A 19,249-nucleotide genomic window follows, 5' to 3' on the forward strand; every position below is an offset into this window, starting at 1 on the left:
AAACGATTAGAATTAACGTCTACATGAGCAAAATTCATGTGGGTTTGAGAGCATGGTCCGCCGCACACTGCCTCCCTTGACGACGCTGCGGGCGTTCGAAGCCGCGGCGCGGCTGGTGAGTTTCAAGGCGGCGGCAGAAGAGTTGCGCGTCACGCAATCGGCAATCAGCCACCAGGTGGCTTCGCTCGAGCGCAATCTCGGCACTCCGTTGTTTCTCAGGCTTCCCGGTCGTGTGGAACTGAGCCGGGACGGAGCGGTCTACTTTCCCGTCGTGCAGGATGCGCTCGACAAGATTGCGCTCGCCACCGACCTCATCCGCCAAACGAACACGCCGGCCTCGCTAACCGTACAGGTCTATGTCACCGTCGCCGTCCGATGGCTGATACCGCGCCTGCAGACCTTCAAGGAGGCCTCGCCCGAGATTGCCGTCAATCTCGACGCAAGCCTACTCGATTGGGAGTTCAACTCCGACCGCGCCGATATCGGCTTCATCTACACGCGGGCGCCGAACCGCGCGAACCTTGCATACACTCTGCTTCGCCGCGAACGCCTCGTCGGCGTCTGCTCACCGGCCATCGCCAAGGTCATCAAGTCGCCCGAAGACCTCAGGCATTTCTCGTTTCTGTCGGTCAGCGGGACAGCGGAGGATGCCGCAACTTGGGCGGCCAGCGTGGGAGCGACCGGCCTCTCCCAAAAATCCTCGCCGCTTTTCGATAGCAATCTGCTCGCGATAGAGGCGGCCGCCAATGGACAAGGTGTGGTGGTCGTGCCGCAGTTTTTGGTCGAGGGAGACATTGCCAACGGCACGCTCGTTGCCCCGCTGGTCTCGGATGTCATGCAACCGGGCGGATGGTATCTCGTGCACCTGGAGCGGCGCGCGAGCGAGAAGGCGATCCGCAAGTTCCTGCAGTGGATCCAAAGCCAAGTCTGACGGTGACGCGGGGGCAAGAGGCTCGCAACCGTCACGCTACAGGCTGGGCGTTTCCCGGTGGCTTGCGATCCAACAGCTATGAAGCGGAAAGCGTTTTTTCCGATATGGTCCATGCTCGCTCTCACGCGCACCTCGACACTCTCGTCAGCGCGCCACTAATCTTGGCCGGTCGGTAGGCCTTTGAAATGCCTGACCTTCTCGTCAAGCTGCACCCACTTGTGCTTCGACTGTTCGAACACTGACAGGGCCGGTGGCGCGAAGATCGGGTCGGCAAATGAGCATCCAGGACGGTGCGGCCTCGGCCTTCCAAAAGACGGTAGAACCGCATGTTGGGCAAAAATGCATTCGTACCTTGCGCCCGCTGTCAGCAGTGCGAACGAATTCCGTAGACGCTCCGGAAATCTCGATGCAGTCGACAGAGTAAAACGCGTTGGCGCTGAATGGCGCGCCAGTTCTTCGTTGGCAAGCCAAGCAGTGACACAGCGCGGTCAATTGCGGCGGTTCGCCAAACGTCAGTCTAAGAGCGCCACAGGTGCATTGGGCAGTGGCCATGGAAAGTCCTTCCGCTTGCGTGGTGAAAATACGTTGGATTGAGGGGGGCGCAGTTCCGAGCCGCAGATCCTTGCGGCCGAGAATGCGGAGGGGCGAGGCCCGATACTATATCAGGCGTGCCAAAGTGACGAAGTAGTGCGCGACATTCCAAGGTCCAGGGGGCAACCATACGAGGGACGTATGGACGATACCCTTCGGTTATCTGCGCATGGATGGCGAACCGTTCACCACCACTCAAGTGACCGTAGGTTCCCAGAGCTCAGCCGGATCGTGAAGGCGCGCGCAAGCAGGCGCGCGCTTGCAACTCGAACGTCGATCCCTAATGCGATGGTTGTGCTGACGCAACGCGCACCGGCGCGCCCGCTATCGGTTCCAGCCACCCAACCTGTCGTGAAGCACTGCTATGTCTTCGCGCAGGAAAGGAGGGCGATCCCTGTCGATCTGCTCCTGGTAGGTTCGGGCATATTCGTGACCCGAATAGACGGCGGCGGCGATCAAGCCGGGCGCCAAACAGTCGCCTAGCCGGACAACAGTCTTGATCCCCGCATCTGCCCATTCCGCTTCCCGTGCTTTCAGGTCATGCCACAAGGTTTCATCGGGCAGCCGCGCCGTGACCGGGACGAGTGTGGCGCAGTCGATTTGCCGCGTCTTTCCGCTATAGACGCAGGAAACCTCAAGCCGGTCCTTCGTGCGCCCGGCAAGCGCCATGGCAGGAATGATATCCACGCCGAGTTCGATGAGACGTCTTTGCACCCGTCCCTGTTCCAGCGTGTTCTTGCTCCACGGCGCAACCTGGGCTTCGGGCGTCACGAAGGTCACGGCCCGGCCAGCCCTGGCGAGCATTTCAGCAAGCACGCTGCCCATATAGAAGCAATCGTCATCGAAGATTACGACCGGACCGTCGACGGACACGGCCGCGGTGCCGTCGACAAGAAGGGCGTCGGGCGAAACGAGGGCGCCTTCCGAAAGGAATTCCAGGGGCAAGCGGTGGGTGCGGCCGACGCCGTCGCATCGCCAGTTCGCGCCGGTGGCAATCGCCACATGAGGCATGCCGTATTGCAGAACGTCTTCGGCGCTCAGCGGGCTGTGCAGGTAGAGTTGGGCATTCACCTGCGTGCTCAGCTGGCCGACGCGCCAGTCGCGCACGCGCCCCCAGGTCGAAAGCCCTGGCAAACGGCATTCGCGCGCGACCCGTCCGCCCCATTCTCCGCCCGCCTCGGCGAGTACGACGTCGACGCCGCGTTGGGCAAGAGCACGCGACGCCTCAAGACCCGCCGGGCCGCCACCGATGATGAGCGCCGGCTCAGGCGCCGGTGAGGATGCGATAATCTCCGGGTGCCAGCCCTTGCGCCATTCTTCGCCGATTGTCGGATTCTGCGTACAGCGCATCGGCACGTTGGTATTGTCGCCGGAAGTGCAGATGTTGCAGCCGATACATTCGCGGATGTCGTCGATGCGTCCCTCCTCGATTTTTTTCGGCAGGTAGGGATCGGCGATCGACGGGCGTGCCGCGCCGATGAAGTCGAGAATACCCTGGCGGATCACCCGCACCATGCTGTCCGGTGAGGTATAGCGCCCAACGCCGACCACCGGCTTGGTCGTGACGGATTTGACGAAGCGGATATAGGGCTCCTGGTAGCCTTCCTCGGAAAAGCGGGCCGTCTGGCTGTCGTTGGACCAGTCGGATAGGTTGACGTCCCATAGGTCGGGAAGATCGGCGAGCGCCGAGATGATGTCCTTGCCTTCTCCTTCGCTGGTAATACCGGATGGGCCCATCAGTTCGTCGACTGCGAGGCGCACGGCGAGTGCGCAGGTATCGCCGATCGCCTCGCGGGTATCCTCCAGAATCTCCCGGAAAAGCCGCAGCCGGTTTTCGAAGGAGCCGCCATATTCGTCGCTGCGATCATTGTGGCGGCGCGAAAGGAAGTGCTGCAGCACGCTCATGTCGTGGCCGGCATAGACATAGACGATGTCGAAACCGGCCCTCTTGGCACGCAACGCGGCATTGCGATACCAGCGGCGCATGTCGGCGATGTCGGCCTTGTCCATCGCACGCGCCTGGACGGGGTCGAGGCTGTCGCTGATGGCATGCGACGGGGCAAGCGGGATCATCCGGCTGAAGCGGTTGGCGACATGCAGGCCATTATGCACGAGCTGGATGGCCGCCAGGCTGCCATGGTGATGGATGCGCTCGGTGACGGCCGAGAGCGCGGGCAGGTCGCCCTCGTCCCAAAGACGCGCTTCGTTGGCCGGCGTCAGGTCCGAGGTTGGATGGATTTCCGCTTCCTGGGTGGAGACGACCGCCCAGCCACCTTCGGCTTTCATGCCGCGCAGGTGGGCCTCTGCGTTGGGATAACGGTACCCCATGCCGGAACAGTGCGGCACTTGATAGAAGCGGTTACGCGCCGTGACCGGGCCGATCTTGACGGGTTCGAAGAGAATATCGAAGCGGGGGTCTCGGGACATCGCTACTACCACGATTAGAATTTCGATTGAGGCGGCCGGGGCCGCCGAAGCCCAGAATAACCGGGCGCGGCCGCGTCGCAAGACCATTGCTATACGATTGTATAGTTTCTTCCATGGGAAATTGTTTTGATGTCATTGCGCTGCGTCATCATCTTTTCCGCCGCTTTAAAAAAGGGTGCGCTCGACGAGGCCGGCTACGCCCGCGTGATCGAGAGCACGACCCGCCTCAACACGCCCGGACCGGATCTCGCGCGTCTTGCCGATGTCCACGCCATGGCCGATGTGACGGGCTTTGGCCTTGCCGGTCACGCTCTCGAAATGGCGCGCGGCTCGGGCTGTCAACTGCGGATCGACTGGTCCGCTGTGCCCTTGCTGGAGGGAGCCCGCGACCTCGCCGGTGCGGGCTTCATCACGGGTGCCGCGGGCCGCAATTGGGCGTGTTACGGGCAGGAGGTCGTCTTTTCTCGCGAGATGGGAACGATCGACAAGGCGCTGCTATGCGATCCGCAGACAAGCGGCGGTCTGCTCGTCGCCTGCTCGCGATCGTCCGCGCCGGAAGTGCTCGACGTCTTCCGCAAGCATGGCTTTGAGGCGGCCGTAATCGGGGAGGTCGTGACGGGGACTGCGGAGTTGGTGGTCGCGCAGCGCGCGTTGTTGACCGCGCATGCGGGCGGGACGCCTTCAGGCCACTTCGAGCTGAGAGTCTTTCGCCCCTTCAGCGATCGACGGCGATTCCCATTGCATGTGGGAAGCGTTGAGCCGGCGCGCCACGATATCGTGGTTGAGCCACTGGATGGGACCGGACGGTTCTGACGACGCGCCGAAGATGAGTTGCCCCGTCGCCTCCACCACCAGAGCACTCAGGTGGTCGCTGATCATGACCTTGCCGTCGCGGTGCATCTGCGTGATTTCGTTGGACGTGCCGATTGTCAGATCGGACTGCGCTTGGCTGTTCGCCATGGGCCACGCCGAGAAGTCGTAAAACGGACGCATGACTTCATTGGCCTGCATGTCGGTAATTTTCTGGAACACATCCTTCATCGTGAGGCCGTCGGCCAGAAGCTGCTGGCAGGCCTGCCACTGGTACTCTGCCCATTGGCCGCCGTTCTCTTTCTTCAACGCAAGCAGAAGCGGTATCAGTGGGAGCTCGATGCCGGTGAAGACGTCGGACGAATTGGTCCGGATTTCGGGGCAGTTATAGACGGTCGCCTTGATACCCGCGGTCCAGGCATCCTGCGCGATGCCTTCGAGCCGCATCTTGGCGTAGCCTTGCGTGTAGTTGGTGTAGGTCTGCCAACGGTAGCTGCCGTCAATCAGGACGGCCGTTCCATGGTAACCATAGGCCGTATAGCGAACCTGACCGCCCGATGCCTCGATGCGCTCCCGGATCGCCGTGCTGTAGTCGATGAGATGTCGGAACGTGATTGCGGAGACTTCGTCGAAATTCTGCAGGATGAGCTTGCCCATATCGCTGTCGAGCAGGGCTTGCGACGACATGTGGCGGGCACCACGACCCTTGTAGATTCGATTGGCAATAACCAGGAAGACCTTCGCCTTCGGGATGCCCCCGGCCATTGTATGGGCGAAAAAGACGTTGCGGCCGTCGGCGATCATTCCGTCGAGAGCGGCCATGACCTCCTTGAGCGCATTCGTGAACCGCGCGGTGGCGATGTCCCGGCACTGTTTGATGTAGTCCCAGTCGAGCTTGTCGTCCTGCCAGCTCTCCAGCGTCATGTCCGCGAGAATATCGGTCGCAGTTGGGCCGCCGGCCGGAGCGTCGAGATCGAAGCCCGCCATCAGAGGGATGTTGATGATCTTGCCGCCCAGCCGCTCTTCGGCGGCGGCGAGTTCCTCGGCGTCCAGAGGCCGCAGCGCGTTGTTCTCATCGCGCCGTCCGACCGTGATCCCCACGATTTCCATACCAGCCCGCCGGGCTTCGTCGAGCAGGCCAGTCGCGTATCCGCGACCGAACAGTTCGCCGAAGAGGACGAAAACATCTCCTTTGCGAAAGACGCTGTTTTCGGCAAGACGGTTCAATGCGATCGGGTTTTCCATACTGTCAGCTCTTTGGTCCGTTAGTCGTCGAGGGGTGACTCGGACGAACTTTGAGCGTCACATGACCACATTGGTCTAGAATAGGAAGTCATATTGCGTGACCGTTCATTTCAAAACGTGAACTCGCTTAATGGAGGCGGGCACCAGAAAAGCGGGTCAAGACCCCTCGGATTGACCACACGAGAGAGGGAACTCACGGTCGCGCCGGCGCGATTCGGGATGCGATCTGTTGCGGCTCAGCGCGTGTGGCGCGACGATATTAGCGTATCGATTAGGTGCCTTGTTGGGTCTCATGACCGCAGCGCGGAATGTACCGAGCCCGAGGGCAGTAGGACTCATCAGCCATCCGATGGACGAAGCGATTTCATCAGAAGCACCCAATTTTCCGTATCGCCCTTCCAGCCTTCCCGGACACAGGCGAGCGTTGCCACTTGCTCGTAGCCGCTGCGCTCGTACAGTCGTCTGGCACCCACATTGTTGTCGGCGACGATGACGCTCATCCGACGGAGCGCCTGATCCCGCGCTATGTCTTCTGCCAGACCGAGCAGGCGTGAGCCAAGCCCTTGCCCTCGGTACTCGGGATAGCAGGCCAGTACATTGACATACCAGCTGTCGAGTGCCTTGTTTTCCAGTTCTTGCAGCGGCCGGAACAGGGCGGGGAAATCATCGGCAATTGGGTCGGGCTCCGATCCAATCGGGTAACCAGTCAGGCTTGCTACGGCGCCATCCCCGAAATCCACAACCACAATCTGGCCTTCGCGCACCCTTTGCATTTGTCGGACGCGACCAACGTCCCATGGATCTTGCCCGTCCTTTGCAAGCCCCTCCCAGATGTACAGGGGCAAACCCTCGCCCGCGAAGTTGACGAGATCGGCCAACGCCTTCGCATCTGCCTCGCTTGCAACTCGTAGCGGTGGTTCGAGCCGGATCATCTGGATCCTCCGGAAAGCTTGTGGGCGGACGGCTATCATATGAGGTTTTTCTGATGACGTGGAGGTCATTCTGACGGCGGCGTGATTGACCTCGCCGTCGATTGAGCGGTCATTCGGTCGTAAGAACTGCCGCGCATGATCCACCCGGTTGCCAAAAAACCATAATTGCTTCACCTAGATTGGCATCGACACTCGGCATTAAGAATTGGATCAACGCTGAATGCGCATATCATACGTCTTCCTTGGTGCATTTCTTGCAATCGTACAGTCCGCCTATGCTGAAGTCGCCCCACCGCCTGTTTTGGAGCCACTGAAGCAACAGGCACAAGCGGCGCAGTTGAGTGCAAAATTTCTCTCGCGTTTCAGCTACAAGCCGGTTCAACTCGACGACGCCTTGTCCGCCAAGATCATGGATCGGTTCATCAAATCCCTCGATCCGGATCGCGTACTTTTCCTGCAGGCGGATATCGACGGGTTCATGTCCGACCGCAGCGAGATCGACGATGCCATCCGGCGGAAGAATTTGAAGATCCCGTTTGAAATCTTCAACGTGTACGGTAAGCGCGTTGTCGACCGCATGAACTACGCGCGCGACTTGCTTAAGCAGGACTTCGATTTCAGCGAGCAGGAAAGCTATCCCGTACTGCGCGAAAACGCGCCTTGGCCGCAGTCGGAAGCCGAGAGCAATGACCTTTGGCGCAAGCGCGTAAAAAGCGACTGGTTGCGTTTGAAGCTGGGCGGCAAGACCGACGCAGCCATTCGCGAAACGCTCACCAAGCGATATACAAACGCTCTCGATCGCGCCTACAAGTACAAAAGCGATGACGTTTTCCAGTCGTTCATGAACGCCTACACGACGTCGGTCGACCCGCACACGGATTACTTCGGCGCGAGCGCTTCGGCCGATTTCAACATCGCCATGAAGCTTTCGCTGGTTGGTATCGGTGCGGTGCTGCAGGAGCGCGACGACTACACGACGATTCGTGAACTCGTGCCCGGCGGGCCGGCGCAGCTGTCCGGCAAGCTTGCGGTCGGAGACCGCATTACCGGTGTTGGTCAGGGCAAGGGCGGTGCGATAAAAGAAGTGGTTGGCACCCGCCTGGATGAAGTCGTGCAATTGATACGCGGGAAGAAGGGCTCCGTCGTGCGCTTGGACATCCTGCCAGCAGATGCCGGGGCGGATGCCACGCATCGCGTCGTCACCCTGGTGCGCGATAAGATCAGCCTCGAAAAGCAGGCTGCGCAGAAGACCGTACTCACTGTGAAAGTGGGCGACGCCGAGCGTAAGATCGGCGTGATTACACTGCCGGCATTCTACGAGGATTTTGAAGCCCGGCGCAAAGGCGACAAGGACTACCGTAGCGCGAGCCGCGACGTGCGAAAACTTCTCGACGAACTCAAGCGGGAAAAAGTCGACAGCGTTCTTATCGACGTGCGCAACAATGGCGGCGGCTCACTGGACGAGGCGATCGATTTGACCGGCCTGTTCATCGGCAATGGTCCGGTCGTCCAGCAGCGCGGCAGCGACGGCAAGGTTGACGTAAGAAGCGCTGATTTTCCAGCGCCCGTGTGGACAGGCGCCGTGGGCGTTTTGGTCAATCGCGGCTCGGCGTCGGCTTCGGAGATTTTTGCCGCGGCAATCCAGGATTACGGTCGAGGCGTGATCATTGGCGAACCCAGTTTCGGCAAGGGCACAGTTCAAGCCGTCGTCAATCTTGACGAGATGGTTCGCAACAGCAAGCCCGAATTCGGTGAGCTGAAAGTGACGATCGCCCAGTTTTTTCGGATCGATGGCGGCACGACGCAGCTGCGCGGCGTGACCCCTGATATCAGCCTGCCGGGACTTTCCGACCCGACCAGCTTTGGCGAGACCAGCTATGACAATGCCTTGCCGTGGGCGCAGATCAAGCCCGCGAAGTATGCGCCCGCCGACACTGTGATGAGGTTGCTGCCGAAACTGCAGAGCCGCCATGATGTGCGGGTTGAGAGCGATCCGGACTTCCAGCGCCTGCTGAAAGACATTGCGGAAGTGAAAGCGCAGCGCGAGAAAGGGGAGATCTCCCTCAATGAAGCCGAACGCCGCAAAGAACAGACCGACCGGGAAAAACGACGGAAGTCCCGCGCGCTAGCAGGTGATGGCGACGACACTGGCGGAGATGATGGCCTCAATGCAAACGAGCGGAGCCTGAGTGCCGACATTGCCATTGAGAATGCCCGCAAGAATGCAAAGGACGTCCTGCTGAACGAGGCCGCCGCCATTCTTGCCGACGAGGCCGTTTGCAGGAAGGCGTGCTGACGGCGACCGCAGGGCGATAGGGAAGCACGGACGGGGACTAATCAGACCCCGTCCCGCGTCCAAGTGCGCGCTGCGTCCGACCATGTCTTCGTTCTCTGCAACTGCAAATTGTGGTTTGGTTCAGATACGTTCTCGAGCGCAAAGCTGACGGGCCCGCCGCTGGCGTTATCGCCGACGGGGCAGGTGCTTTGCGCTGTGATTGCGTCCGGGCAGACCAATTGAAGACCTGCGGGCAAAAAACTCCGCGAACTGTGGCGGAAACTAGACGGAATTTCTAAGGCGTTGCGCAACCAAAGTGCTCGGTCCCTCGCGCTATTGCACGCCCACCGGTAGGTTCTCGGGGAAGTCAACACCGGAGAATTGCATGAAACGCCTCCTCATTCTTGGCGCCGCCCTTGCCGCGCATTTCGTGACTCCCGCGCTGGCTGAGGAGCCCACAAAACTCCTCAACGCTTCCTACGACGTCTCGCGCGAGCTCTTCGTTGTTGAGAACGAGGCGTTCATCAAGCAGCATCCGGGCGTGACGATCGACCAGGCGCACGCGGGCACCTCCAAGCAGGCGCGCTCGATCCTCGAAGGCCTTGAGGCCGACGTCGTAACCTTCAACCAGACCACCGATATCGAGTTCCTGGCCAAGAACGGTTTCGTCGCCAAGGATTGGGCGAAGGCTTTCCCGAACAATGCCTCACCGTTCTATTCCTTCCCCTCGTTCCTGGTGCGGACCGGCAATCCCAAGAACATCAAGGATTGGGCCGATCTCGCGCGTGACGATGTTCACGCGGTCTTCCCCAATCCGAAAACGTCCGGCAACGCCCGCTACACCTATCTTGCCGCTTACGCCTGGGCCAAGGAGGCCTATGAGGGCGACGAGGCAAAGATCGCGGCCTATATCACCAAAATCTTCGACAATGTTCCCGTATTCGATACGGGCGGTCGTGCCTCCACGACAACTTTTGTCGAACGCGAAACCGGTGATGTTCTGATCACCTTCGAGGCCGAGACCCGCAGCATCGTCAGGCAGTATGGTGCCGACAAGGTCGAGAGCGTCATTCCGTCCGTCAGCCTGCTTGCGGAGTTTCCGGTTGCCGTCGTCGACAAGGTCGCCGAAAAACACGGCACGGAAGCCCTTGCCAAAACCTATCTCGATTTTCTCTACACCGAGGAAGGCCAGCGCATCGCCGCTGAGTTCGGCCACCGCGTGCGCAACGACAAGGTCGCTGGCGAATTCAAGGATAAGTTCCCGGCAATCCGCCTCGTCAACGTCGACGACGTCTTTGGCGGCTGGAGCAAGATCCAGAGCGAGCACTTCGCATCTGGCGGGGTTTTGGACACGCTCTACGGCAGCCGCTAATCGTCAAGCGGCTCTCGCCTTCAGCCAGCCCGGCAGACGATCCGTTTGCCGGGTTTCACCATGACATGACAAGGAAATGACCGCTTGAGACGCAATGTCTTGCCCGGATTACGCCTGTCGCTGGGTGTGACGCTGCTCTATGTGAGCTTGATCGTCGTCCTGCCGCTGGCAGCACTCGTGTTCAAGGCGGCGAGCCTTGGCCCTGCTGACTACTGGCAGATTGTCTCGTCGTCGCGGGCTCTCGCGAGCTATCGCGTCACCGTGCTCGCTGCACTTGCTGCGACCTTCTTCAATCTCTTTTTCGGCCTGGCGCTTGCCTGGGTCCTGGTGCGCTATCGTTTTCCGGGGAAACGCATCGTCGACGCCATGGTCGATCTGCCGTTTGCACTGCCCACGGCGGTCGCCGGTATTTCGCTGACGGCTCTCTTCACGACTAACGGCGTGTTCGGCTCCATCCTCGGCGATTTCGGCATCAAGGTCGCCTATACCCCACTCGGCATCATGATTGCCATGTGCTTCACTTCGCTGCCTTTCATCGTGCGCACGGTGCAGCCGGTCCTGGAGGATCTCGACCCGTCGCTGGAAGAGGCCGCTCAATCGCTCGGGGGCTCGGATTGGGCGATCTTCCGCAAGGTCATCCTGCCGCTCCTCACGCCGGCTCTTCTCGCAGGTGTGTCGCTCTCCTTCGCCCGGAGCCTTGGCGAATTCGGCGCGATCATCTTCATTGCCGGCAACCAGCCGATGTCGACCGAAATTACCGCTCTGCTGATCTTCATTCGGCTGGAAGAGTACGATTATCAGGCCGCCGCCGCGATCGCGTCCGTCCTATTGCTTGCGGCTTTCCTCATGCTCGGCTTCACCAATTGGCTGCAAGCGCGAGCGCTGCGTTACACGGCAAGGGGCTGACCATGGGAACGATGAGAACCGGACGTACCCCGCCGCGGGTCGGCGACGGACCATTCTTCCGTCGCATATTGATAGGCATTGTCCTTATCCTCGGTGCCTTCCTCATTCTCGCCCCGCTGCTGATCATCGGCGTCGAAGCCTTTGCCAAGGGATGGCAGGTTTATCGCGACACGATCCTTCATCCCGACACCCGGCATGCGATCATGTTGACAGTGCTTACCGCCCTCGTCGCGGTGCCAGTCAACACCGCCTTCGGCATTGCCGCGGCATGGGCCGTCACCAAATTCGACTTCCGCGGCAAAGCCTTCCTGCTGGTTGTCATCGAGATCCCGTTCTCGGTCTCGCCGATTGTAGCCGGCGTCGCCTACCTCTTCGTCTACGGCCTGCAGGGCCTTTTCGGGCCGACGCTCGATGCCTATGGCATCAAGATCCTGTTCGCCATCCCCGGCATCATTCTCGCCTCGATGTTCGTCACGGCGCCGTTCGTGGCGCGTGAACTCATCCCGCTCATGCAGTCCCAGGGCAGGGACCTCGAAGAGGCGGCGACCTCGCTCGGGGCATCCGGCTGGCGTACCTTCTTCTCGGTCACGCTGCCGAACATCAAATGGGCGCTGCTCTATGGTGTCGTCCTTTGCAATGCGCGCGTAATGGGCGAGTTCGGCGCGGTTTCGGTCGTGTCGGGCAATATCCGTGGTCAAACCAACACGCTGCCGCTCCATATCGAGTTGCTTTACCACGACTACCAGGCCGCAGGCGCCTTCGCGTCGGCGTCCATTCTGGCGCTCATCGCCGTCTTCACCATTATCGCCAAAGTGGCGCTGGAGCGCCGTGGGGCGGGCCGCGTCCGTCCGGCAGTCAATCCTGCGGAGAAAACAGCATGAAGATCCGCCTTGACCACGTCGTCAAGACTTTCCAAACCTTCCGCGCCGTCAAGGACGTCTCCCTGGAGGTTCAAAGCGGCGAGCTTGTTGCGTTGCTCGGTCCGTCCGGTTCCGGCAAGACGACGATCCTGCGGATGGTCGCGGGCCTCGAATTCGCCGATGGCGGCCACATCTATTTCGGCGATCAGGATGCGACCGACATACCGGTGCGCGACCGCGGCGTCGGCTTCGTGTTCCAGCACTATGCACTTTTCCCGCACATGACCGTGGCTGAGAACATTGCCTTCGGCATGGACGTGTCGAAGGTCAAGCGCGAGAAGGCAGTGATCCAGGCGCGGGTGACGGAACTCTTGCGGCTGGTGCGCCTCGAAGGGCTGGGCGACCGGTTTCCGGCGCAAATCTCCGGAGGGCAGCGCCAGCGCGTTGCGCTTGCCCGCGCCCTGGCGGTCGATCCGAAAGTGCTCCTGCTCGATGAACCTTTCGGTGCCCTGGATGCGAACGTCCGTCGAGAGCTACGCCGCTGGCTGCGCGAGATCCATACGACGCTCGGCATCACGACGCTGTTCGTCACCCACGATCAGGAAGAGGCACTCGACCTAGCCGATCGCGTCGTGATCCTGAAGGATGGCCACATCGTTCAACAGGGAACACCCGAAGCCGTCTGCCGCGACCCCAAGTCGGCATTTGTCATGAAGTTCCTGGGCGATGCCAACATGCTCTCTGCCGAAGTGCGCGACGGCAGGGCCTATGCCGACGGCGCGGTGATCGAGGCGGCGGGGTTGGCAGATGGCAAGGCTGAACTCTACGCCCGTCCGGGTGATCTCGACTGGGTGCCGCAGGGGGGCGGCATCGCAGCCACGATCAGCCGGGTCATGGACAGGCCTAGCGGTCGCCGCGTGATTGCGACCACCCGCAGCGGCGTGCATCTGGAACTCGACCTGGAGGCGGAGCGGACCGTGAAATCCGGCGAAAATGGTTTTGTGACGCTGCGCCGTGCGAAGGTCTTTCCCGTCTAGGCGGTTGAAGCCGACCATCGCCGCTGTCCTATCGACTGCCCTCGTTGTCGGCAATTTCCCGAATAGGAATCAAGGTTCTCCGCCTTGAGCGAAACGCTACCTGTAAGCTCAACGCGCGAGACTGTTCCCGGCCAAGAGCCCATCCTACGCGGTTGGGCCCAAGTTCTTTCCAGCATCCCCACGTAGAGCGATCATTCCGCCGCCGACCGCTGGGGCAGAACCCAGTTCGCGCGCGGGAAATGGCAGGTGTAGCCGTTGGGATAGCGCTCCAAGTAGTCCTGGTGTTCCGGCTCGGCCTCCCAGAAATCTCCCACGGGCTCCACTTCGGTCACGACCTTGCCTGGCCACAGGCCTGATGCTTCCACGTCCGCGATGGTATCTTCTGCAATTCGCTTCTGCTCGTCATCGACGTAATAGATTGCCGACCGATAGGACATGCCAATGTCATTGCCCTGGCGGTTCTTCGTGGTCGGGTCATGGATCTGGAAGAAGACCTCCAGAATTCGCCTGTAGCTGATCCTCTCCGGATCGAAGAGGATTTCGATGCCCTCGGCATGGGTGCCGTGATTGCGGTAGGTTGCATTGGGCACGTCGCCACCGGTGTAACCCACGCGCGTATCGGTGACGCCGGGAAGCCTGCGGATCAGGTCTTGCATCCCCCAGAAACAGCCACCGGCCAGAACAGCTCTCTTGGTCATCCAGAATTCCTCCGGTTGATAAATACGCCTTGGTCTCATCTCCACTCACGGGGAATGAACCGCCGGCGACGGAACTGTAATATAGGAACTCGTTTTGATCAGATCAGGTGGCCTTCGGGGCGAATTCCGAGCTGAGGCGCTGGAAGTTGGGACAGACTATTTCCGGGTCGCTTAAAAGCGTTAAGCGTCGGGCACGGTGCCTCCGGGGCTGTCGCGGCCGAATGCTACAACGCTCCCGGCTTGAGCGGCTCTGCGAGCCGCGTCAGCAGCGTTACTACTTCGGCCTGCAGGTCCAGGCAGATTTGCTGATGTTCGGATACCTGCTTCTCGCGACGCGGAAGTTCCCGCAACAGATTGTCGAGGGTCATCGACTCGCGCGCATAGGCCTCGTAAAGGTCGTAGAGCTGTTGGTTCTTTGTCATGCGCAGGAGTTCGCGATGCCGTGGAAGCACCAGCGCAAGGCGAGCCCGGCCGAGTTGCACCAAACCCATATCGTCTTTTACCCTCTGCTCTAACCTGTGATCTGTACGATCCAGGTTCTCTCGTGCGGTCCAGCGTCCGAAAGCACCGGTGGAACGAGAAACGCTGCAAGACGAGGACGGTTCCCGGCGATGTGCAGCCGGGGCCGGAGTGCGAGGGAGAGAGAGTTGAGATTGGTAAAGCCGGTGACGCTCGTCAGGTCTGGCCGCTGCGGGCATCCACGGGGAGGCTGAGCGCGGTACCATCGACGCGACGTAGGATGAAACTGTCAAAGTTGGCGATCGAGGCGCAGGAGTGGTTGGGGAACACACGCACGCGACTGCCGAGCGGCAGGGGACGTCCCGAGAAGGGAACGAAACCATGCTCTTCGGACAGTCGTTCGAGTGTCCACATACCGGTTTCGCCGTCGCCTTCGGCGCTGACGACAGTGCCGAAGCCTGCACCACCCATGCCATGCGCGCCGCGATCGGAGCTCATGGACTTCGAGCCGGCGTCAATGACGAAGTGAGTGTCGTTGGAGGCAACGACGCGGGCGACCACGCAAAGCGCGAGGTCGTCGGCAGAGCAGATACCAAGCCGGAGCGCGGTGCCGTCCAGAAAGACGTAATTGCCGGGCCGGATACAGTCGACCTCCTGGGGCAGCGGCGCGCCCTGGCAAGTCGGCGTCGCGCCGACGGAAATGCAGTCGACCGCGATTCCGCGCTCGCGAAGCCGGTCGGCGAGACTGACGAGGTCTGTCGCCTCATCGCGGGCGATTTTGGCTAAGGCGTGCGGTTGGGAAGCCGCGTAGGCATGTCCTGCGTGCGAAAGCAGGCCGGCAAAACGCAGGCCGTCGGTGGCGGCGATCCTTGCGCACAAATCGAGCGCTGCAGGACCATTGGGTTTGAGGCCGACGCGACCGAGGCCAACGTCGACCTTGAGGAACACGCCGATCTCGACGCCGTGTCGGTTGGCGGCTTCCGACAGCGCATCGACACCCGTTTCGCTCGCCGCAATCGTACGCAGCTCGACGCCCCGTGCCTTTACCACAGGCAGCAGGCGATCGAGTGACGCGGCGCGGACGATGGGATAGGCGAGGATGATCGACGGGATCCCGGCTTCGGCGAAGATCAGTGCCTCGCTGGGCTTGGATGCGGTGATGCCGCGCGCGCCTGCCTCGAGCTGCTGTCGTGCGATGTAGAGGCTCTTGTGCGTCTTCACATGCGGAAACATCGTGACGCCGGCCGCGTCGGCGCGCTGCTGCATGCCCTTGATGTTGCGCGTAAGCCGTCTCTCGTCGACTTCGATATAGGGCGTCGGTTGCTCGGCAGCCGTTGGACGCAGGAAGCCCTCGGCCTTCACCTCGTTTGCGCCGTTGTCGATGTCTGCCGACGCCATGCCGGCCGCGCTCGCAGCCGATTGCGTCACTTCGGAAGTGCTCATGTTGGGTTACTCTGATCTGGACGGGAAATTGCGGCCGTTGTCAGCCGGTTACGACCTGCCGCACGTAATGGCTCGATGAGATCTGCCGCATCGGCAGTTCGTGCGGCACGAAGTCCGGCCCACGCACCGCACTCGGGATTTCGTCGGACATCGGCTGGCGTCCTTCCGGGCGGCGTGTCGGGTCAGCGATCGGAACGGTCGATAGCAGCTTGCGGGTATAGGGGTGCTGCGGGTTGCCGAATACCGAGCGGCGATCGCCGATCTCGACGATCTCGCCGAGATACATGACGGCGACGCGGTGGGCGATGCGTTCGACCACGGCCATATCGTGGCTGATGAAGAGGAGCGCGATCTGCATTTCGCGCTGCAGGTCCATCAAGAGATTGATGACCTGCGCCTGGATCGTCACGTCGAGCGAGGCAACCGCCTCGTCGGCGACGATGAGACGCGGGTTGAGCGCGAGCGCGCGGGCGATACAGATGCGCTGGCGCTGGCCGCCGGAAAACGCATGCGGATAGCGCTCGAGGTGCTCGGGCGAAAGCTCGACCTTAGCCAGAAGCTCGGCGGCACGGGCGCGCATGACCTCCGTCGAGCCCAGCTTGTGAACCCGCATCGGATCCATCAGCGACTCCTCGATCGTCATGCGCGGGTTGAGCGAGGAGAAAGGATCCTGGAAGACCATCTGGGCTTCGCGGCGAAATCTCGCGAGGACGGGGCGCGGCGCGCCGATCAGCTCGGTTCCATCGAAGCGGATAGAGCCCGACCGTGGTCGATCGAGCTGCATGATCGAGCGGGCAACCGTCGACTTGCCGCAACCGGATTCACCGACCAGCGCCAGGGTTTCGCCCGGAAAGATATCGAAGGTGACGTTCTCCACCGCATGCACCCGGCCGGAGACGTGGCCGAACAGCCCCGCCTTCAGGTCGAAGCGCGTGACCAGGTTGCGCACCGAGACGAGAGGGCGCCGGGCGTCCGTCATTTGCGCAGACGCGTTCATTCTGTCGCCTCCGCGAGTTGCTGCTCCGGTTCAAACACCAGCAGCGGGAATTTTTCCGGCGCATCCTTGTCGGCCATGCTGCCGAGGCGTGGCACGGCGGAAATCAGGGCGCGTGTATAAGCATGCTTCGGTTTGGCGAAAATGTCGTAAACTGAGCCGGTTTCGACGATTTCGCCCTTGAGCATGACGCAGACGCGGTCGGCGACTTCGGCGACGACGCCCATGTCGTGGGTGATGAACAGCACTGACATACCGATTTCGCGCTGCAGGGCACGAACGAGATCGAGGATCTGCGCCTGAATGGTCACGTCGAGCGCGGTCGTCGGCTCGTCGAGGATCATCAGCGATGGGCGGCAGGCAAGGGCAATCGCGATCATGACGCGCTGGCGCATGCCGCCGGAAAGCTGGTGCGGATATTGGTCGAGCCGGCGGTCCGCATCGGGCACGCGGACGAGCTTGAGGGTGTTGAGCGCGACCTGGCGCGCTTCTTCCGGCGTCTTGCCCTGGTGATAGATCACCGCCTCGGCGATCTGGTCGCCGACGGTAAAGACCGGGTTTAGGCTCGACATCGGATCCTGGAACACGATCGAGATGTCCGCGCCGCGAAGAGCTTCGACGCGCTTTTCCGACAGCGTCGCGAGATCGGCGACCGTGCCGTCCTTCAAGCGCATCAGCACCCGCCCGCCGGTGATGGTCGCACCGTCATATTCGGTCAGCCGCATGATCGTCATCGCCGTGACCGATTTTCCGGACCCGGATTCGCCGACCAGCGCGACGGTCTCGCCGCGCGCTATGCGAAAGGAGACACCGCGTACCGCGCGCAGCTCGGCGCGAGTGTGGGCGGCGAAACAGACTTCAAGGTCTTCCACAGAAAGGATGACATCCTCGGGCAGTTCAGGTGTTGCGGATTTGGACAGGGACATCAGCACATGGACCCGATTGCGAGGGGACGTTGCGTCCTCAGGTCTCGCAACGAGGTTGCATCCTGTCAATATGGTTGAATGGCAGGTCGTCCCGGTGAGGCGGACCGCCACGGCCTGTGCGCTGCACCACGACCTTCCGCCTAGGCCACAAAACCGAGTGAAATCAATGTGTCACGAATGTGGCAGGCGAAACTATGCGTTTCATGCATTGAGCCGCCTGTCTTCGCATAGGCGGCGATCCGCTGCATTCGGGCACCACGACGCTCTAGGCGGCGTCGATATCGACATCGAAACCACTTTTGTACTGCGGCAGCGCCGCGCACTGCTTGAGATGCTGCCACAACCCATCGCTGTCAGGACTGCCGGGACCGGCGCGTCTGAAGATCCGGATTTCCATTTCGAGTGACATCTGTGGGCCGCCGATCTGGGCAAGGCGGCCCTGCCGCATCGCTTCCGCCACGCAGATCTGCGGCAGCCAGGCGACACCGCGGCCGGCGACGGCCATGTGCTTCAGACCGTCGGCGAGGCCAGACTGGTAGACAGTGCTGAGATTGAGCGGGCGACGCCAGCGCGACTGGATCAAGGTCGCCAGCTTGCCGATGTAGCCGTCGCTCCAGGAATAGGCGAGGTAGGGGATTTCCGTGGTTTCGGACACGTCGATGTCGAACAGCGGGCGGCCGTTTTCGTCGGTTCCCGACACCAGGATGAGCCGGTCCTTGCCGATCTGCAGGGATTCGAACGGGCCGCCTTCCAATACCGGCGGGCCATCGGGATGCACATAGGTGATGGCAAAATCGCACTGGCCCGAGCAAAGGTGATCGATGCTTTCAAGGAAGTCGGCAGCATGCATGCTGGTGCGAAGGGGCAAACGCGAGATCAGCGGCGAGCCGATCCATTTCGGGAAGAAGTACATCGCCAGCGTATGCAGCGAAGTAAACGTCAGCATGGCCGAGCTCTCGCCGGCGACATTGCGGCAATCGGTGCGTAGCCGGTAGGCCTCGCGCACGAGGCGTTGGCAGCCCGGCAGGAACATCGTGCCGGCCCGCGTCAATTGCACGGGATAGGTGCTGCGGTTGATCAGGTCCGCGCCGATCCAGTTCTCAAGCGATTTGATGCGGCGACTAAAGGCGGGTTGCGAAATATTGCGTGCAGTCGCCGCCGTCGAGAAATTCCTGGTCGCGGCAATTTCCAGAAAATCTTCAAGCCATTGCAGTTCCATGCTGGCCCTCATGCGTGTTTTGCATAGTCTATCCTAATTACACATTGGACAGACGTGCAAGGGCTCTTCTAGCCTCCCCCATAACGAGAAGAAAAACTTCCGCCTCCACCAAATGGGAACAACG

The 19,249-nt window shown here is 61.2% G+C and carries 13 protein-coding genes and 3 pseudogenes; 7 read left to right on the plus strand and 9 right to left on the minus strand.

Going from position 1 to position 19,249, the window contains the following annotated elements; translation table 11 throughout:
- Window positions 1-52 precede the first annotated feature (52 nt).
- Window positions 53-931, plus strand: coding sequence for a LysR substrate-binding domain-containing protein (locus ACN9MO_RS30255; RefSeq protein ID WP_112994884.1), 879 nt, complete (start codon window positions 53-55; stop codon window positions 929-931).
- A 155-nt stretch (window positions 932-1,086) separates the two neighbouring features.
- On the opposite strand, the pseudogene ACN9MO_RS30260 reads toward ACN9MO_RS30255, so the two are convergent.
- Together ACN9MO_RS30260 and ACN9MO_RS30265 are read right to left on the minus strand one after the other, a co-directional pair.
- Window positions 1,087-1,483 (minus strand): annotated as a pseudogene (locus ACN9MO_RS30260) (GFA family protein).
- A 363-nt stretch (window positions 1,484-1,846) separates the two neighbouring features.
- A complete protein-coding gene (locus ACN9MO_RS30265; RefSeq protein ID WP_112994883.1) occupies window positions 1,847-3,949 on the minus strand; it encodes an NAD(P)-binding protein in 2,103 nt (700 codons plus the stop codon).
- 129 nt (window positions 3,950-4,078) lie between these two features.
- Between ACN9MO_RS30265 and selD the strand changes: the two are divergent.
- Window positions 4,079-4,561, plus strand: a pseudogene (selD, locus tag ACN9MO_RS30270) (selenide, water dikinase SelD); the annotation flags it as partial.
- 69 nt (window positions 4,562-4,630) lie between these two features.
- Here the strand turns inward: selD and ACN9MO_RS30275 are convergent.
- Window positions 4,631-6,004 carry an enoyl ACP reductase FabMG family protein gene (locus ACN9MO_RS30275; protein WP_425987386.1) on the minus strand — a complete coding sequence of 458 codons (1,374 nt, stop codon included), beginning with the start codon at window positions 6,002-6,004 and terminating at the stop codon, window positions 4,631-4,633.
- Between the two features lie 338 nt (window positions 6,005-6,342).
- Entirely contained in the window at window positions 6,343-6,936 is a 594-nt protein-coding gene (locus tag ACN9MO_RS30280) for a GNAT family N-acetyltransferase (RefSeq protein ID WP_112994881.1), read from the minus strand.
- Between the two features lie 220 nt (window positions 6,937-7,156).
- Here ACN9MO_RS30280 and ACN9MO_RS30285 point away from each other — a divergent pair, with 220 nt between their 5' ends.
- The 5 genes from ACN9MO_RS30285 to ACN9MO_RS30305 all read left to right on the plus strand — a co-directional run bounded on the left by ACN9MO_RS30285 (window position 7,157) and on the right by ACN9MO_RS30305 (window position 13,386).
- Window positions 7,157-9,232, plus strand: a complete 2,076-nt coding sequence (locus tag ACN9MO_RS30285) for a carboxy terminal-processing peptidase (RefSeq protein WP_112994880.1) — start codon at window positions 7,157-7,159, stop codon at window positions 9,230-9,232.
- Between the two features lie 364 nt (window positions 9,233-9,596).
- A complete protein-coding gene (locus tag ACN9MO_RS30290) occupies window positions 9,597-10,583 on the plus strand; it encodes a sulfate ABC transporter substrate-binding protein (RefSeq protein ID WP_112994879.1) in 987 nt (328 codons plus the stop codon).
- Window positions 10,584-10,667: 84 nt separating this feature from the next.
- Window positions 10,668-11,489 (plus strand): sulfate ABC transporter permease subunit CysT, encoded by an 822-nt coding sequence (cysT, locus tag ACN9MO_RS30295; protein WP_112994878.1) that lies wholly within the window; start codon window positions 10,668-10,670, stop codon window positions 11,487-11,489.
- A 2-nt stretch (window positions 11,490-11,491) separates the two neighbouring features.
- Window positions 11,492-12,370, plus strand: a complete 879-nt coding sequence (cysW, locus tag ACN9MO_RS30300) for a sulfate ABC transporter permease subunit CysW (protein WP_058327199.1) — start codon at window positions 11,492-11,494, stop codon at window positions 12,368-12,370.
- Window positions 12,367-13,386 (plus strand): sulfate/molybdate ABC transporter ATP-binding protein, encoded by a 1,020-nt coding sequence (locus ACN9MO_RS30305; protein ID WP_058327198.1) that lies wholly within the window; start codon window positions 12,367-12,369, stop codon window positions 13,384-13,386. The genes cysW and ACN9MO_RS30305 overlap by 4 nt, the downstream gene beginning before the upstream one ends.
- A 191-nt stretch (window positions 13,387-13,577) precedes the next feature.
- Here the strand turns inward: ACN9MO_RS30305 and msrA are convergent, their stop codons facing one another.
- The 5 genes and pseudogenes from msrA to ACN9MO_RS30330 all read right to left on the minus strand — a co-directional run bounded on the left by msrA (window position 13,578) and on the right by ACN9MO_RS30330 (window position 19,125).
- Window positions 13,578-14,084, minus strand: coding sequence for a peptide-methionine (S)-S-oxide reductase MsrA (msrA, locus tag ACN9MO_RS30310; RefSeq protein ID WP_058327197.1), 507 nt, complete (start codon window positions 14,082-14,084; stop codon window positions 13,578-13,580).
- Window positions 14,085-14,308: 224 nt separating this feature from the next.
- Complete coding sequence (locus tag ACN9MO_RS30315) at window positions 14,309-14,506, minus strand: hypothetical protein (RefSeq protein ID WP_245296090.1); 198 nt, start codon at window positions 14,504-14,506, stop codon at window positions 14,309-14,311.
- Between the two features lie 253 nt (window positions 14,507-14,759).
- Window positions 14,760-15,986: an alanine racemase gene (locus ACN9MO_RS30320; RefSeq protein ID WP_112994877.1), complete on the minus strand. Its 1,227-nt coding sequence runs from the start codon at window positions 15,984-15,986 to the stop codon at window positions 14,760-14,762.
- Window positions 15,987-16,026: 40 nt separating this feature from the next.
- Window positions 16,027-17,906: pseudogene (locus ACN9MO_RS30325) on the minus strand (dipeptide ABC transporter ATP-binding protein).
- Window positions 17,907-18,171: 265 nt separating this feature from the next.
- On the minus strand, window positions 18,172-19,125 hold the full coding sequence (locus ACN9MO_RS30330; RefSeq protein ID WP_058327240.1) for a LysR family transcriptional regulator: 954 nt from the start codon (window positions 19,123-19,125) through the stop codon (window positions 18,172-18,174).
- Window positions 19,126-19,249: the final 124 nt, after the last annotated feature.

The organism is Ensifer sp. R-19 (genome assembly GCF_049905105.1).
Lineage (GTDB): Bacteria > Pseudomonadota > Alphaproteobacteria > Rhizobiales > Rhizobiaceae > Ensifer.

Bases quoted from the DNA above. Each gene is read 5' to 3' on its own strand.
- ACN9MO_RS30255 (WP_112994884.1), top strand. From the start codon at position 53: ATGGTCCGCCGCACACTGCCTCCCTTGACGACGCTGCGGGCGTTCGAA.
- ACN9MO_RS30265 (WP_112994883.1), bottom strand. From the start codon at position 3,949: ATGTCCCGAGACCCCCGCTTCGATATTCTCTTCGAACCCGTCAAGATC.
- ACN9MO_RS30275 (WP_425987386.1), bottom strand. From the start codon at position 6,004: ATGGAAAACCCGATCGCATTGAACCGTCTTGCCGAAAACAGCGTCTTT.
- ACN9MO_RS30280 (WP_112994881.1), bottom strand. From the start codon at position 6,936: ATGATCCGGCTCGAACCACCGCTACGAGTTGCAAGCGAGGCAGATGCG.
- ACN9MO_RS30285 (WP_112994880.1), top strand. From the start codon at position 7,157: ATGCGCATATCATACGTCTTCCTTGGTGCATTTCTTGCAATCGTACAG.
- ACN9MO_RS30290 (WP_112994879.1), top strand. From the start codon at position 9,597: ATGAAACGCCTCCTCATTCTTGGCGCCGCCCTTGCCGCGCATTTCGTG.
- cysW (WP_058327199.1), top strand. From the start codon at position 11,492: ATGGGAACGATGAGAACCGGACGTACCCCGCCGCGGGTCGGCGACGGA.
- ACN9MO_RS30305 (WP_058327198.1), top strand. From the start codon at position 12,367: ATGAAGATCCGCCTTGACCACGTCGTCAAGACTTTCCAAACCTTCCGC.
- msrA (WP_058327197.1), bottom strand. From the start codon at position 14,084: ATGACCAAGAGAGCTGTTCTGGCCGGTGGCTGTTTCTGGGGGATGCAA.
- ACN9MO_RS30315 (WP_245296090.1), bottom strand. From the start codon at position 14,506: ATGACAAAGAACCAACAGCTCTACGACCTTTACGAGGCCTATGCGCGC.
- ACN9MO_RS30320 (WP_112994877.1), bottom strand. From the start codon at position 15,986: ATGAGCACTTCCGAAGTGACGCAATCGGCTGCGAGCGCGGCCGGCATG.
- ACN9MO_RS30330 (WP_058327240.1), bottom strand. From the start codon at position 19,125: ATGGAACTGCAATGGCTTGAAGATTTTCTGGAAATTGCCGCGACCAGG.